This is a genomic window from Streptomyces sp. NPDC016640 (assembly GCF_043076215.1).
Lineage (GTDB): Bacteria > Actinomycetota > Actinomycetes > Streptomycetales > Streptomycetaceae > Streptomyces.
Map to the genome: position 1 here is coordinate 82,523 of NZ_JBIBRG010000001.1, position 14,420 is coordinate 96,942.

The window sequence follows — 14,420 nt, forward strand, 5'->3', positions numbered from 1 at the left end:
GGACGTCGGCCTGTCTGGCTCGGCGACCGGTTGTGCTGTCCGGCATCGGTCCTTGCTCTGTGAACCGTGCCGGGGCGGTGGTCCGCCTGAACGGCGGAAGAAATGACTGGTGATGGCGCTTCCATGAGCCGTGGCACCCCGTGTCACGTGGCGTGGTCGCACCGGTTCCGGAGCTCCCCCAGAGGGGGTACCCCCACCGTCGGGCCGTTCAGTGTCCGCGTACGACGTACTGCCCGCATACGAAGCAGAGAACACAGTGCGGCTTGGGGGGCTCCCGGAAGAATGTCTGTCCCGGACGGGGACACGAGGCACCTCGCCATGGTGGGGTCGGGTGCAGACTTGAGATTAACACTACCGGATCCAACAAACATTCCCCCTCTCCTAATCCGGCAACCGTGTCAGGTGGCGAGCGGAAGCACGCTCGCTCCCCGCACGTCGAGGCCGAGCCGGTTGGCGGCCCAGTCGGTGCCGGCCAGCGCTTCGACCTTGTCCGCGGTGTCCGCGTCGGCCAGCGCCATGACGGTGGGTCCGGCGCCGGAGATCACCGCGGGGATCCCGTCCCCCCGCAGCCGCTCCACCAGGGCGGCGCTCTCCGGCATGGCCGGGGCGCGGTACTCCTGGTGCAGACGGTCCTCGGTGGCGGGCAGCAGCAGCTCGGGGCGCCGGGTGAGGGCCTCGACGAGCAGGGCGGCACGGCCCGCGTTGGCGGCGGCGTCGACGTGCGGCACGGTGCGCGGGAGCAGTCCGCGCGCGGTCTCGGTGAGGACCGGCTTCCCGGGCACGAAAACCACCGGAACGATGGAATCGGCGGGGTCCATCCTGATCGCGCGGGCCGAGCCGCCCTCCATCCAGGCCAGGGTGAAACCGCCCAGCAGGCAGGCCGCGACGTTGTCGGGGTGGCCCTCGATCTCGGTGGCGAGTTCCAGGAGGGCGCTGTCGTCGAGCCGGGCGTCGGCACCTATCGTCACGGCGCGGGCGGCGACGATTCCGGCGCAGATGGCGGCCGAGGAGGAGCCCATGCCCCGGCCGTGCGGAATGCGGTTGGCGCAGACGATCTCAAGGCCGCGCGGCTGTCCGCCGAGCAGGTCGAAGGCGGTGCGCAGGGAGCGTACGAGCAGATGGCTCTCGTCGCGCGGGAGGGTCTCGCCGCCCTCGCCGGCGATGTCGATGTGCAGCCCGGAGTCGGCCACCCGGACGACCACGTCGTCGTACAGGCCCAGCGCGAGACCGAGGGCGTCGAAACCCGGGCCGAGATTGGCGCTGGTGGCGGGGACGCGCACCCGGACGGCGGCGGCGCGGAACGCGGGACCGGCCATCGCTCGAAGACTCTCCTTGAGCTGCGTGACTGTCGAATGACATTCGATGGACATTCGATGACGTACGAGAACCCCGGGACCGCCGCCGACCGGGGTGGCCGACCGCTTTCCGGGCCGTTCCTGGCCCCGGTTCCGGGCCGCGGAGACGACGTACTGCCGCGGCATATGCGGCGGGCGGGTTCGGTACAGCCTATCGAAGACGGGTTCAATGGCGACACAGGGCGCACAGGAGGCGCACGATGCGTGTCGCAAGCCCCCTGTGCACCCCTGGGGGGGGAACTTCCCCAGGTGAGCGCCCTTACGCCGGTTCCGTGGTTCCGGGAACCGTGCGGCTCGGCGCCGTCCGCCCTAGACGAGACCGAGCCGCTCGGCGGCGGTCGCCGCGTCGACGGGCACGGTGACCGGCTGCGGCGCGCCGGCGACAGCCCAGTCCGGGTCCTTCAGGCCGTTGCCGGTGACGGTGCACACGATCCTCTGCCCCGGGTCGACCCTGCCCTGCTCGGCGGCCTTCAGCAGACCGGCGACCGAGGCGGCGGAGGCGGGCTCGACGAAGACGCCCTCCTGCGAGGCCAACAGCCGGTAGGCACGCAGGATCTCACGGTCCGTCACCTCGTCGATGGCGCCGCCGGACTCGTCCCGCGCGGCCAGCGCGAAGTCCCAAGATGCGGGGTTGCCGATGCGGATGGCGGTGGCGATCGTCGACGGGTCCTTGACGACCTCGCCGCGCACGATCGGGGCGCTGCCCGACGCCTGGAACCCCCACATGCGGGGCGTCCCGGTGGCCACGCCGTCGGCGGCGTACTCCTTGTACCCCTTCCAGTACGCGGTGATGTTGCCCGCGTTGCCCACCGGCAGCACATGGATGTCCGGCGCGTCGCCCAGCATGTCCACGATCTCGAAGGCGGCGGTCTTCTGCCCCTCGATGCGTACCGGATTGACCGAATTGACCAGCGCCACGGGGTAGTTGTCGCTCAGCGCGCGGGCCAGCGTCAGGCAGTCGTCGAAGTTGCCGTCGACCTGGAGGATCTTCGCCCCGTGGACCAGCGCCTGGCCCATCTTGCCGAGCGCGATCTTGCCCTGCGGCACCAGCACGGCGGAGACCATCCCGGCGCGCACCCCGTACGCGGCGGCGGAGGCGGAGGTGTTGCCGGTGGAGGCGCAGATGACGGCCTTGGCCCCCTCCTCCTTCGCCCTGGAGATGGCCATGGTCATCCCGCGGTCCTTGAAGGACCCGGTCGGGTTCGCGCCCTCGACCTTGAGGTGCACCTCGCAGCCCGTGCGCTCGGAGAGCACCTGCGCGGGCACGAGCGGCGTGCCGCCCTCACGGAGCGTCACGACCGGTGTGGTGTCGGAGACCGGCAGCCGGTCCCGGTACTCCTCGATGATTCCGCGCCACTGGTGGGTCATTGCTGGTTACTCTCCTTCAACCCGCATGATGCTGGCGACACCACGCACGGTGTCGAGCTTGCGCAACGCCTCGACGGTCCCGCCGAGGGCCGCGTCGGACGCACGGTGAGTGATGACGACGAGGGAGGCCTCACCGTCCTTGCCCTGCTGGCGAACCGTGTCGATCGAGACACCGTGCTCGGCGAACACGGTCGCGACCTGGGCGAGAACACCCGGTTTGTCGGCCACGTCGAGGCTGATGTGGTAGCGCGTGACGACCTCGCCCATCGAGGAGACGCGCAGCGCGGCATACGCGGACTCACCCGGTCCGGTCGTCCCGCCGAGCCGGTTGCGGCCCACGGCGACGAGGTCGCCGAGCACGGCGGACGCGGTCGGCGCACCGCCGGCACCGGGCCCGTAGAACATCAGCTGTCCGGAGGCGTCCGACTCGACGAACACGGCGTTGTAGGCGCCGCGCACGGAGGCGAGCGGGTGGCTGAGCGGGATCATGGCCGGGTGCACGCGTGCGGTGACCGAGGCACCGTCCTCGGCCCGCTCGCAGATGGCGAGCAGTTTGATGGTGCAGCCCATCTCCCTCGCCGAGGCGAAGTCGGCGGACGTGACCTCGGTCATGCCCTCGCGGTAGACGTCGTCGAGGCGCACGCGCGTGTGGAAGGCGATCCCGGCGAGGATGGCGGCCTTGGCGGCGGCGTCGAAGCCCTCGACGTCGGCGGTCGGGTCGGCCTCGGCGTACCCGAGGGCGGTGGCCTCGTCGAGCGCCTCCTGGTAGCCGGCGCCGGTGGAGTCCATCTTGTCGAGGATGAAGTTCGTCGTCCCGTTGACGATGCCGAGCACCCGGTTGACCTTGTCACCGGCGAGCGACTCGCGCAGCGGACGGATCAGCGGGATGGCGCCGGCGACGGCGGCCTCGTAGTAGAGGTCCCGGCCGTGCTCCTCGGCGGCGGCGTGCAGCGCGGCGCCGTCCTGGGCGAGCAGCGCCTTGTTGGCGGAGACGACGGAGGCACCGTGCTCGAAGGCGGTGGTGATGAGCGCGCGGGCGGGCTCGATGCCGCCGATGACCTCCACGACGATGTCGAGGTCGCCGCGTTTGACGAGGGCGGTGGCGTCGGTGGTGACCAGGGCGGGGTCGATGCCCTCGCGGACCTTGTCGGGCCGGCGCACGGCGACCCCGGCGAGCTCCACCGGGGCCCCGATGCGGGCGGCGAGGTCGTCGGCGTGCGTCGTCATGATGCGCGCCACCTCTGAGCCGACCACTCCACAGCCCAGCAGCGCCACCTTCAGCGGACGCGTACGCATCATCCGACCTCGTTTCCTGATTACCGTCTCGGTTGCACCAGTCTCACTCACCGAACCGGACTTTCTGCCCTTGGTCCGGATCGTGAGACGTCTATTTCATTCCTGCCGCCGGGAAAACCGCAGATCTTTCCGGCCTGTCCTTCGCCGGTCCTTCGCCGGTCCTTCGCCGGTTCCGCCCGCTAGCCGACGTCGAGACGGAGGAGGTCCTCCTCGGTCTCCCGCCGGACGATCACGCGCGCCTCGCCGCCGCCGACGGCGACCACCGGCGGACGCAGGACGTGGTTGTAGTTGCTGGCCATCGACCTGCAGTACGCCCCGGTCGCCGGTACGGCGATCAGGTCACCCGGTGCCAGGTCCCCCGGCAGGAAGGCGTCGCGCACCACGATGTCCCCGCTCTCGCAGTGCTTGCCGACGACGCGGCACAGCATCGGCTCGGCGTCGGAGCCCCGGGAGACGAGGGCGACGCTGTACTCGGCGTCGTACAGCGCGGTACGGATGTTGTCCGACATCCCGCCGTCGACGGAGACGTAGGTCCGCAGCCCGTCGAGCGGCTTGACGGTGCCGACCTCGTAGAGCGTGAAGGCGGTCGGTCCGACGATGGCGCGTCCGGGCTCGACGGAGATCCGGGGGGTCGTGAGGCGGGCGGCGTCGCACTCCCGGGTGACGATCTCGGTCAGCGCCTTGGCGATCTCGTGCGGCTCGCGGGGATCGTCGTCGCTGGTGTAGGCGATGCCGAGCCCGCCCCCGAGGTCGATCTCGGGGAGTTCCACCCCGTGCTCGTCACGGATGTCCCTGAGCAGCCCCACGACCCGGTGCGCGGCGACCTCGAACCCGGACATGTCGAAGATCTGCGACCCGATGTGCGAGTGGATCCCGATGAGTTCCAGCCCATCCAGCTGCAGCGCCCGCCGTACGGCCTCGGCGGCCTGCCCGCCGGCCAGCGGGATGCCGAACTTCTGGTCCTCGTGGGCGGTGGCGATGAACTCGTGCGTGTGCGCCTCGACGCCGACGGTGATACGGATCTGCACCCGCTGCCGCCTGCCCAGTTCCTGCGCGATGTGCGCGACCCGGACCATCTCCTGGAACGAGTCGAGCACGATCCGCCCGACCCCGGTCTCGACGGCCCGGCGGATCTCCGCCACGGACTTGTTGTTGCCGTGGAAGGCGATGCGCTCGGCCGGCATCCCGGCGGACAGCGCGGTCGCCAGTTCCCCGCCCGAGCACACGTCGAGGTTCAGCCCCTCCTCGTGCAGCCACCGCACGACGGCCCGGGACAGGAACGCCTTGCCGGCGTAGAACACGTCGGCCTCGCTGCCGAACGCGGTGCGCCAGGCCCGCGCCCGGGCCCGGAAGTCGGCCTCGTCGAGGACGTAGGCGGGGGTGCCGAACTCCTCGGCGAGCGACTTGACGTCGATCCCGCCGACCGTGACCACGCCGTCCTGCCCGCGGGTGACGGTCTCGGACCACACCTTGGGGTCGAGGGCGTTGGGATCGGCGGGCGGTGCGGAGTAGTGCCCCTCGGGGAGGACGTCGGCGTGACGGGGCCCGGCGGGGTGTGCGGAACGGCTCATTTCTTCGCTGGCTCTCTTCGCTGGCTCTTCAGAGGTGGTCGGGTGCGTCGATGCCGAGCAGGGACAGGCCGCCGGCCAGCACCGTCCCGGCGGCCTCGGCGAGGGCGAGCCGGGAGCGGTGGGCGGCCGAGGGTTTCTCCTCGCCGAGGGGCAGGGCGGCGGGGAGCAGGGGCAGCACGGCGTCGGCGACGGTGACCAGATGCCGGGCGAGCCGGTCGGGCGCGTGGTGGGTGGCGGCACCCTGGAGGACACGGGGGTGGTCGGCGAGCGCCTGGAGCAGCGGCCGGGCATCCTCCGTCTGGGGCCCTGGCTCGGGGGTGAATCCGAGGTCCGTGGCGTTGCGGAGCAGGGCCCGGGTGCGGGCGTGGGCGTAGCGGACACGGAAGAGCGGGTTGCTCTCGCGCTGTTCCAGATGCTCGTCGCCGAGCCGGGGCCGGTCGTGCGGGGCCGGGTGCAGCAGCGCCCAGCGGCCGGCGTCCCGGCCGAGGGGAAGCGGGTCGGCGGGTGCCGGTACGGGGCGGACGTCGGCGTACCGCCCGGGCTGGTCGTCGACGTCGATGCGTACGCCCAGCACACGGCCCCACTCCGCCTCGGGCGGGCCGCCCTCGCAGCCGGTGCGGACGAGGGCGCCCTGGGAGCGGAGGATGCGGGCCAGGACGTCGAGGTGAACGCAGGCACGGACCTCACGCCGGGCGCGGAGCCGGACGGCCTGCCCGGCGAGGGCCTCGGAGCGGCCGTACCGGGAGCCGCGCCGCAGGATCTCCCGCACGAGGGCGGCGGAGGCGGCGTCCCGCAGACTGATGTTGAGGAACCCGGGCCCGGTGACGACGACGTCCGTGATGCCGCCGGTGCCCAGCAGATGGGGCCGGAGGATCTCGGCGACGTGCCCCGGCGGCTGCCCGGCCGGGCGCGCGAGCTGCAGGGCGACGTTGGTGGCGTAGTCCCCGCACCCGCCCGGCCCGGGAGGCGCGACCACGACCCGCTCGGGCACGGCCACCGCCAGTTCCCCCGCGTCGACGGCACGGCGCACCGCGTGCAGCACGGTGCGGGAGAGCTCGACGGGAGTCACGGGACAAGCGTAGGGGAGGAGGGGGGTGGGCAGGCGAACGAGTTCGGTCGCGGTCCCGGGATGTGGACGGCCCCGCGGTCCTGGGAGGGTGCGGCTCCGCGATCCCGGGAGGGTGCGGAGGCCGGCGACGCGGCTCCGCCGCCCTTCGGGCCCGGCCGTCCTCACCCTCCGCTGTGTCCGCGACCCGCTCTCACCCTCCGGCGTGTCCGGCGGCCGGCTCGGCGTCCCCGGGCCCGCGCACGCACCCCGGACGATCCACGCCACCCGGGTGCCGCCCCACGATCAGCTGCTGGACGAGCCGGACGAGTTCCCCCGGGTCGAAGGGCTTGGCGAGGAAGGCGTCGACACCCACCTCCAGCCCGCCCTCGACCTCGTACTGGGTACAGGCGCTCACGACGACGAGCGGGAGATCACGAGTACGAGGGTCGGCACGCAGCCGGGCAGCCGTCCGGAGCCCGTCCAGCCGGGGCATGACCACATCGAGGGTGATGAGGTCGGGCCGCACCTGATGGACGACTTCCAGACACTCGGCACCATCGGCCGCGGTCACGACCTCGATGCCCTCCAGCTCGAGGTTGACCCTGATCAACTGCCGGATGACCTTGTTGTCGTCCACAACAAGAACCCGGCCCGCGGCGCCTGGCACAACTCGAGAGTAGGCGCGGACCGGCCACCACGTCCGGCGTTTCCCCACTTCCACTCCGCACGGGCGACACCCCGCCCGGCGGACCGACGGCCGGCCACCCCGAAAACGGGTTCATGACCACCCCGCCGGGCCTGGTAATGTTCTACCCGTCGCCGCGATCACCGCGAACGACACGCCCCCGTAGCTCAGGGGATAGAGCAACGGCCTCCGGAGCCGTGTGCGCAGGTTCGAATCCTGCCGGGGGCACCTTGATTCAGGTGCCCAAAGACCCCGCCATCAGCGAGAACGCTGAGGACGGGGTCTTCGCGTATGTGCAGGCGGATGCCGCTCAGAGCGGGCGTATGTCGGGGTCCGTGGACTATTCGTGGACAGGATCTTGGGGCATCGTCCCTGGTCAGCCTCAAGATTTCCGAAGTGCCCCTCAGCCAGCATCTGGCCACTCTTCCGGAACCGGAGGCGGCTCCGGATCCTTCTGCCGCTCTGCCCGCCGCGCGTTCTCCCCTCTCAGGGTCGTCAACCACGGCCACAGATCCGGTAGAGGCTGTGCCGGGCAGGCGAGACGGTGCTCGATACGGCACCGCTGGAACTGATCCGGCGGACACACCCCGTAGACCGTCACCCGCCCGTCGGACAGCTCAATCCATCGGTGGTCCGCCGGCACCGTGTGAGCCAGCGGATGCATGTCCGGCTCCAGCAGCACCCATTCGTGTTCGAGTGTCGCCACCCGATCCCCTAACAGCCCGCATCGCGGGCAGCGGGACTGCCCACCACCCAGCCGCCGCGGCTTCTCCTCTAAGACCCCCATACCGTGAGGGTCGCGAGCCCGGCACTCCAGGCGTAGAGCGCGAACCGGACAGATCCCTTGGGACAACCGACCACCAGCGGGACAAAACACGACGCGACAGGTGCAGCCAGCAACCAACGGCCGACGGCACACGGCCGAGATATGACGAAGCCCTCCGGCCCGAGCGGGCTGGAGGGCTCACGGCCTACGCGCGCGTGATCACTCGTACTCGCGCAACAACTCCTCGATCTTGCGGTTGGCGATCTCCTGCCGTCCGTCGATGCACTTGGCGTAGCGGCTCAGCAGGACCTCCACACTGTTGCCCGCACGCTCGGCGACCTCTGTCGGGTCCACCCCAGAGTTGAGCCAGGTCGACAGCGCCGAGTGCCGGAGGTCATACGGGCGAGCCGCGAGCGGTGAGGCGACCACGGCCGGCGGGAGCGCCAGCGCACGGGCCTCCTGCCAGACGCGGTAGTACGTCGAGGAGCCGACCACTCCCCCACGCTCGTTGGTGAATAGCCGCCCGTCCTCGACGGTACCGAACATGTCGAGGTGCTGCCGGAGGATGGCGACGAGCTGGGGCGGGATCGGGACGAGCCGGACCTCTTCCGCCGGGCGGTTCTTGAGGCCCCGATCGTCATGGGTCTCACCGGAGTCCGTCCACTGCTTCCCGACGCTGGGACGCGTCCGATTCAGCAGCACCGTTCCCCAGCCGGCCTCGGGCAGCTTCAGGTCTGCATCGGTGAGGCCGACGGCCTCAGCCGGACGCAAGGCGCCGTAGTACATGCAGGCGAATAGGCCGACGAGGCGGCGGCCACGCGCCCGGCCATACCCACCGACATACGAGACCGCAGTCAGCAGGGAACGGGCCTGTGCGGGATTGGCGACCACCCGGGGATCGACTTCCCCAGTCACCTTCGGTTTCTTCCAGCGAATGCCCGTGATCGGGTTCTCTTTGAACTCCCCGAGATCCACTGCATAGTGCAACGCGTTGACGAGTGTTCGACGCTTGCGCCGGACGGTCTCCGCGGCTGCCGCCGTCCCGTCGAGCTTCAGCTTGAGCGAATCCAGGACGGCCCTGCCGATCGCGGCGTCACCGAGGTCCGAGAGCGGACGCGACGCCTTGGCCACCCAGTGCAAGGTGTTCGCAATCTCAGTCGGCAATTCGCGCTCGTCCGGTCCGGGAAGAACGAAGGCCCAGTTACGAAGCGCCCTCCTGATCAGTTCCTCGGACGGCTGCCCCGGACGCTCGTCGAAAAGAGCCATCGTCACGGCGGTCAGGGCCTCATTGATGCCGTTGCGCGTGTTCGGCGCCGCGTGCGGCCACTTCATGGCGAGGTACTTCAGAGCGAAGGCGTACCAGGTCATTGAGGCTGCCTTTTCGACCATCGAGTCGGGCAGCCCTGTCTCTGTGTCGAACTCTTCACCGGCATGAGCGGCGCGAAGCAGCTTGGAACGGTAGTGGTCCGCAAGCCCTTTGGTGCGGAACTGTTCGGAGAATACGTTCCCGGCAACAGTCCACCGGACGTCATAGGACGACTTCTTGGTGTTCCTCTTCCGAACACCCCACACCTTTACGTCGAGAGACTTCACGCCGCCGCCTCCAACTGTCGCAGCCAGGCGGTGAAGTCACTCCGCCACACCCGGAGTTCCCCGTTGGGCAGCTTGAACGCAGCGGGGCCCTGCCCCAGCTCTCGCCACCGGTAGAAAGTACGGCGGGACACACCACCCAGCTCTGCGAGGATCTGCGGGACGGTCATCAATTCGTCACGTCGGTGGTCCACGCCGGTTCTCCTTCCGTGTCGTCGTTTGTCAGGGATGCGGGTGAAGGGGTGCCGTGAGCGATGAGGTGTTCTGCAGCGGTCAGTCCGGTGCCGGCGAAGCGCCAGTGCGAGAGGACGAGCACGGTGTCCGGGTCGGGCAGCGGGTGGCCGGCCTCGGCCGCGCGTTCGCGGGCCAGTGCTTCGTTGTGGTCGGCGCGTTCCTGGCGGAGGGCACCGAGAGTGACGGAGTAGGCGCGGGACTTGGTGGAGAAGTGGCCGCGGAAGCCGAGCATGTGGGCCCACTTGCGCAGGCGCAGGTCTTCGAGTTCGGGCAGGGCGCCGAGGTGCCAGCAGGTGAGGATCAGGCGCCGGGCGTGGTCGGTGACGCCGGAGCCGATCAGGTCGGTGATCGGGTTACGGATGGGCCGGTCCAGGGTGCCCGCGGTCTCGGCGCCCTTGGTGGCGTACTTGGCGATGTAGGCGGCCACGGCGCGGCTGGACAGTTCCGAGGTGCCCGCGAAGTCGGCCGAGCGGATGGGGCGGATGTCGAGCTGTTCGCCGAAGCGGAAGGCGTACGCGTAGCCGTCGAGGACCGGGCCGGGTGTCTCGGCCGTCCGGGCCGCCGAGCGAATCGCGTCGGTGAGCAGTTCGGTCGTGGCCCAGGCCGGCGGGGCGTCCTCGGCGCCGTCCGGGCCGTCGAGGCGGATGACGGCGTGGAAGTGGACGGCGCCGCGCCGCTGGTACTCGGCGACCTTGGCATAGGAGACCTTGAGGCAGTGGCGCAGCGCCGAGCGGCTGATGCCCACGCGCGAGGCGAGGTGTTGGCGCAGGTAGGTGGTGAAGCGGCTCCACAGCGCCCCGGCGTGCGCGTTCCACAGGACGGCCGCGCGGTAGTCGTAGCGGTCCGGGTCCAGGGGCGTGCCGAGGGCGGGGTCGTCGTCCGGGTGGAGGCGTCCGCAGCGGCACCGGCCGCCGCCGGGGCGGTTGTGGACGGGGCCGAAGGACGGGGCGGTGAAGGTGACGAAGACGCGCGGGTGCCCGGCGACGGCCGGGCCGATGCCCTTGCCGCCGCTCAGCCCGGCGGTGACGAGGTGGAAGGTGTCCTTGCGGTAGATCTCGGCGCAGGAAGCGCACCGGGTGGCACGGCGGTTGTTGCAGCGGATGAGGAGCTGTCCGGCCGGGAGGTCACGGTCGGCGATCTCGCGGACGATCTCGCCGGTGGCGGCGTGGACGTCGAGCCGGTGGCCCTCCATCCGGACGGGCCGCTCGCAGCCGCCGAGGCGCTGGACCTGGTGGGCGTAGGCGCCGAGGTCGCCATGCCAGGCGAGAGCTGCCAGTTGGCGGATGGCTGCGGACGGAGCCGCAGGACGCATGTGCGGGTTCCTCCTTGAAGAGAGCGGACGTGCGGTGTGAGCGCCCGGCCTGTCTAGGGGGCTAGACAGCATGAGCAGGCCGGGCGGACGGAGCGATGAGGTCAGCGGCGGGTGAGGACGGAGCGGATGACGACGGCGCACACGGCCACAGACGTGGCGGTAAGGGCGACGGCGAGGAGCATGGAGACCAGGACGGCGCCGACGACCAAGATCACGCCGGTGCCGCCGCCGACGAGGGCGAGCGCGGCGCCGGGCGTGAGCCTGGCGGCCGGGCGGGTCGGGACCGGGGTGACCGGGGCCTGCGGCGGAGCCGGGGCACTCGGCGTGATGGTGGTCGGTTCGACGACGGCGGGCGGGGCGACCAGACCGGTGGGCTGAGGCATGGTCGGGATCTTCGGTCGGAACATGAACGCTCTCCCTTCGCGGGTTACTTGAGGACGGGGTCGATGACGGGGGCGAGCAGACTGTCGGCGAGGAGGTAGCCGCCGACGAGCAGCACGGCGATGAGCCACCAGGGCGGGCGGATGAGCTTGACGCCGAGAACGCCGACGACGAGCAGGGCAAGCCAGAGCGGAACGTCCACTTCGGTGGTCTCCTGTCAGGCCGAGCAGCGGTGGGTACGGGCGGCCAGTTCGGCAGCGGCGCGGCTGTCGTACTCGGCGGAGAAGTCACAGCGGGGCGCAGTGCAGGCGGCCAGGTGGCGGTGCCGGCCGCGGTCGACGTACGAGGCGACGTTGACCGGTCCGATACGGCGGACGTTGCGGAAACGCCGGTTCATGGCGGTGCTCCTCTCAGAGGTGTGCGGCGACGGATGCGGTCATGGACGGGGGCAGGCCGAGCCGGGCGCGCACGGCGTCCGGGTCGGCGGGGCGGCCGGTGGTCGAGCGGTATTCGTCGGCCAGCACCCGGACGCGGTCGACGAGGGCGGGCGGCAGGGCGACGGCGGGAGCAGACGCGGGGGCCGGAGTGGCGACCGGTTCGGCAGTGACCTCCGGAGCCGAGCCGGGGTCGGTGGAGGACGCCGGCAGTGCCTCACGGTCGGGCTGGTCGACGGCAGATGGAACGGCGTGCGGCTCCGCAGGGGTGTCCGCTGTCGAGGGGGCCGGGGCCGCCGGTGTTTCCGGAGCGTGCGGAGCGTGGGCCAGCAGCGTGCCGCCGAAGAAGGCGATGGCGGGCCAGCCCGCGACCGTCACGCGGAGCCAGGCCGGCACGTCGTCCAGGTCGAGGAGCCCGGCCGTGGCGACGTTGGCGCCGAGGGACGCGGCCAGGGCCACCAGGAACCACAGCCGCGGGCCACCGGCCGCCTGGCCAGCCCGCTGCTGCTGACGCATCCGGCGCCAGGCGGCGACCAGGAGCAGGTCGACGCTCACGGGGTAGGCCCACGCCTTCCAGCCGTCCTGCCCGGCCGCCGCGGCGAGGTCGTGCAGGTGGGAGAAGGACAGGGCACCGGCGATGACGGCCTGAACGATCACGGCGTCCACGCGGGCCAGGTGGGCACGCATCGGCTCGGTCTCCTTCCGGCGTGATCAGTCGGTGGACTTGAGGGAGTCGGCGGGCTCGCGGGCGAGGCGGGTCACCTCGGCGGCCTCGATGTCGCCGGGCGTGTGGTCGGCGATGCGCTCCAGCAGATCCGCCTTACGGTCCATGAGCGCGGCGTACTCGGCAGAGGTCCGGTCCTGCCGGAGCGCGGCCAGGTCCGCGATGAGCGTGCTGACCTCGGCGATGGAGGGACGTGGCACAGGGCTTCCTTCCGATTTCGGGCATGGGAGGGGTAGGGACATGACGCGAGGCGGTCACGTCGGCCGTGGGAGAGGGAGTGCGGTTACTCGGTAACCGGGCGAGCGGTGGGTGCGACAGGAGCGGCCGAGGGAAGCTCGGCGGGCTCCGGGGCGACGACGGGCCGGAAGGCGTCGAGACGGGGCAGTTCCGGGACCAGGCCGGAGGTGTCGCGGCAGACGGCCGCCGCGTCGTCGAGGGTGAGGTGGGGCGAGCGGACGCGAGACCAGCCGCCGGAGGAGTCGCCGACGACCGCGACGCCGGGCCGTTCGGCCGGGATGGAGGTGGCGGCCAGCGCCGCTTCCGGTGCGATGTCGCCGAGTGCCATGTTGGCGGACGTCTCGTCGTTGACGCGGTGGCAGACCCGTCCGGTGAGCTGGGCGCGGAGCATGGTGGCGCCCTTGCCGAGTTCGGCGCCGAAGCGTTGCCCGCACACCTCCAGGTAGATGCCGGCCGCGCGGCCGAGCTGGGCGAGGCGGATGAGCTTGGTGACCATGGCGTCCCGCCGCTTCTCGTCGTCCTTGCTCGCGGCGAGGAAGAGTTCGGCGACCTCGTCGACGACGACCACGATCGGCACCGGCCGCACCTTCTCCGGCAGGCCCCAGACGTCCGAGGTGAGCACGGCGTCCGGACCGGCCCCGCCCGTCATGCCGATCAGGTGGAACCGTGCCTCCATCTCCTTCACCAGGACGTCAAGGAGGTCGTTCGCACGGTCCGGCGTGTCGGCGAGCGCCGACAACCGGGGCGCGAACGGCGCCAGTTCGACGCCCCATTTGCAGTCAATGCCGACGAGCGCGACGGGTTGCCGGGCCAGCCCGCACAGCAGGTTGCGCAGGTACACGGACTTGCCCGACTGTGTGGCGCCGAGGATCAGTTCGTGCGGCACGGTACGGAAGTCCCGGACGTGCCAGTGCCCGTCCTCGCGCAGCGCCAGCGGCAGGGACAGCGGTTCGGTCCGCAGCCACCGCCGAGGAGGACGGACGTCGGCGAGGACGTCCCAGCCGATCAACCGCAGCTCCAGCCGACCCGGCTTGGTGGGACGGACGTGCACGGCGTGCGCGCCCCAGGCGTGCCGCAGCCGGTCGGCCGAGGCGGTGAAGTCCTCGGGTGCCTGCCCGGCCGCCATGCGCAGCCGCATCACGAGCCCGGACCCGGTCGGCAGCGGCAGCGACCGACGAGGCGGTACGGGAGCAGCCTGCCTCCCGACCATCCGGGCGGTGGCCCGGCGCATGGCCGAGGCCGGCACCGTCAGGCCGCAGGCGTCCATGGTGGCCCGGTACGTGGCGAGCACCCGCAGCGCGACGACCGGATACCCGACCAGCCACCAGAACAGGACCGGCAGCCGCCGACGCACCGCGACCAGCGCAGCCACCGCCAGCAGGGCAGGCACCAGAACCCACAGGGCATCGGTCATGACGC

General features: G+C 71.3%; 16 protein-coding genes and 1 tRNA gene. 1 reads left to right on the forward strand and 16 read right to left on the reverse strand.

Going from position 1 to position 14,420, the window contains the following annotated elements; all coding sequences use genetic code 11:
• Nucleotides 1–398 precede the first annotated feature (398 nt).
• The 6 genes from thrB to ACF07S_RS00415 all read right to left on the reverse strand — a co-directional run bounded on the left by thrB (nt 399) and on the right by ACF07S_RS00415 (nt 7,359).
• Nucleotides 399–1,316: a homoserine kinase gene (gene thrB / locus ACF07S_RS00390; protein WP_391961319.1), complete on the reverse strand. Its 918-nt coding sequence runs from the start codon at nt 1,314–1,316 to the stop codon at nt 399–401.
• A gap of 348 nt (nt 1,317–1,664) precedes the next feature.
• A complete protein-coding gene (thrC, locus tag ACF07S_RS00395) occupies nt 1,665–2,723 on the reverse strand; it encodes a threonine synthase (RefSeq protein WP_391961320.1) in 1,059 nt (352 codons plus the stop codon).
• 6 nt (nt 2,724–2,729) lie between these two features.
• Nucleotides 2,730–4,022, reverse strand: coding sequence for a homoserine dehydrogenase (locus tag ACF07S_RS00400; RefSeq protein WP_391961321.1), 1,293 nt, complete (start codon nt 4,020–4,022; stop codon nt 2,730–2,732).
• Between the two features lie 176 nt (nt 4,023–4,198).
• A complete protein-coding gene (lysA, locus tag ACF07S_RS00405) occupies nt 4,199–5,590 on the reverse strand; it encodes a diaminopimelate decarboxylase (RefSeq protein WP_391973093.1) in 1,392 nt (463 codons plus the stop codon).
• A gap of 28 nt (nt 5,591–5,618) precedes the next feature.
• Nucleotides 5,619–6,659: an ArgS-related anticodon-binding protein NrtL gene (nrtL, locus tag ACF07S_RS00410; protein WP_391973094.1), complete on the reverse strand. Its 1,041-nt coding sequence runs from the start codon at nt 6,657–6,659 to the stop codon at nt 5,619–5,621.
• A gap of 190 nt (nt 6,660–6,849) precedes the next feature.
• Complete coding sequence (locus ACF07S_RS00415; RefSeq protein WP_391961324.1) at nt 6,850–7,359, reverse strand: response regulator; 510 nt, start codon at nt 7,357–7,359, stop codon at nt 6,850–6,852.
• Nucleotides 7,360–7,479: 120 nt separating this feature from the next.
• On the opposite strand from ACF07S_RS00415, the gene ACF07S_RS00420 reads away from it, so the two are divergent.
• Nucleotides 7,480–7,551: transfer RNA gene (locus ACF07S_RS00420), tRNA-Arg, on the forward strand.
• A 175-nt stretch (nt 7,552–7,726) separates the two neighbouring features.
• Here the strand turns inward: ACF07S_RS00420 and ACF07S_RS00425 are convergent.
• From ACF07S_RS00425 to ACF07S_RS00470, 10 genes are all read right to left on the reverse strand, one after another.
• Entirely contained in the window at nt 7,727–8,110 is a 384-nt protein-coding gene (locus ACF07S_RS00425; protein WP_391973095.1) for a DUF6083 domain-containing protein, read from the reverse strand.
• Between the two features lie 198 nt (nt 8,111–8,308).
• On the reverse strand, nt 8,309–9,682 hold the full coding sequence (locus ACF07S_RS00430) for a tyrosine-type recombinase/integrase (protein WP_391973096.1): 1,374 nt from the start codon (nt 9,680–9,682) through the stop codon (nt 8,309–8,311).
• Complete coding sequence (locus tag ACF07S_RS00435) at nt 9,679–9,849, reverse strand: AlpA family transcriptional regulator (protein WP_006134823.1); 171 nt, start codon at nt 9,847–9,849, stop codon at nt 9,679–9,681. The genes ACF07S_RS00430 and ACF07S_RS00435 overlap by 4 nt, the downstream gene beginning before the upstream one ends.
• Entirely contained in the window at nt 9,849–11,225 is a 1,377-nt protein-coding gene (locus ACF07S_RS00440) for a replication initiator (RefSeq protein WP_391973097.1), read from the reverse strand. Before ACF07S_RS00440 ends, ACF07S_RS00435 begins: the two co-directional genes overlap by 1 nt.
• Before the next feature lie 101 nt (nt 11,226–11,326).
• Entirely contained in the window at nt 11,327–11,632 is a 306-nt protein-coding gene (locus ACF07S_RS00445) for a SpdD-like protein (RefSeq protein ID WP_391973098.1), read from the reverse strand.
• Nucleotides 11,633–11,652: 20 nt separating this feature from the next.
• Nucleotides 11,653–11,808 (reverse strand): hypothetical protein, encoded by a 156-nt coding sequence (locus tag ACF07S_RS00450; protein WP_189559203.1) that lies wholly within the window; start codon nt 11,806–11,808, stop codon nt 11,653–11,655.
• 15 nt (nt 11,809–11,823) lie between these two features.
• Nucleotides 11,824–12,003 carry a mobile element transfer protein gene (locus tag ACF07S_RS00455; protein WP_391973099.1) on the reverse strand — a complete coding sequence of 60 codons (180 nt, stop codon included), beginning with the start codon at nt 12,001–12,003 and terminating at the stop codon, nt 11,824–11,826.
• 13 nt (nt 12,004–12,016) lie between these two features.
• Complete coding sequence (locus tag ACF07S_RS00460; protein WP_391973100.1) at nt 12,017–12,727, reverse strand: DUF2637 domain-containing protein; 711 nt, start codon at nt 12,725–12,727, stop codon at nt 12,017–12,019.
• Nucleotides 12,728–12,751: 24 nt separating this feature from the next.
• Nucleotides 12,752–12,964 carry a hypothetical protein gene (locus ACF07S_RS00465; protein WP_391973101.1) on the reverse strand — a complete coding sequence of 71 codons (213 nt, stop codon included), beginning with the start codon at nt 12,962–12,964 and terminating at the stop codon, nt 12,752–12,754.
• Between the two features lie 83 nt (nt 12,965–13,047).
• Complete coding sequence (locus ACF07S_RS00470) at nt 13,048–14,415, reverse strand: FtsK/SpoIIIE domain-containing protein (protein WP_391973102.1); 1,368 nt, start codon at nt 14,413–14,415, stop codon at nt 13,048–13,050.
• Between the last annotated feature and the right edge of the window lie 5 nt (nt 14,416–14,420).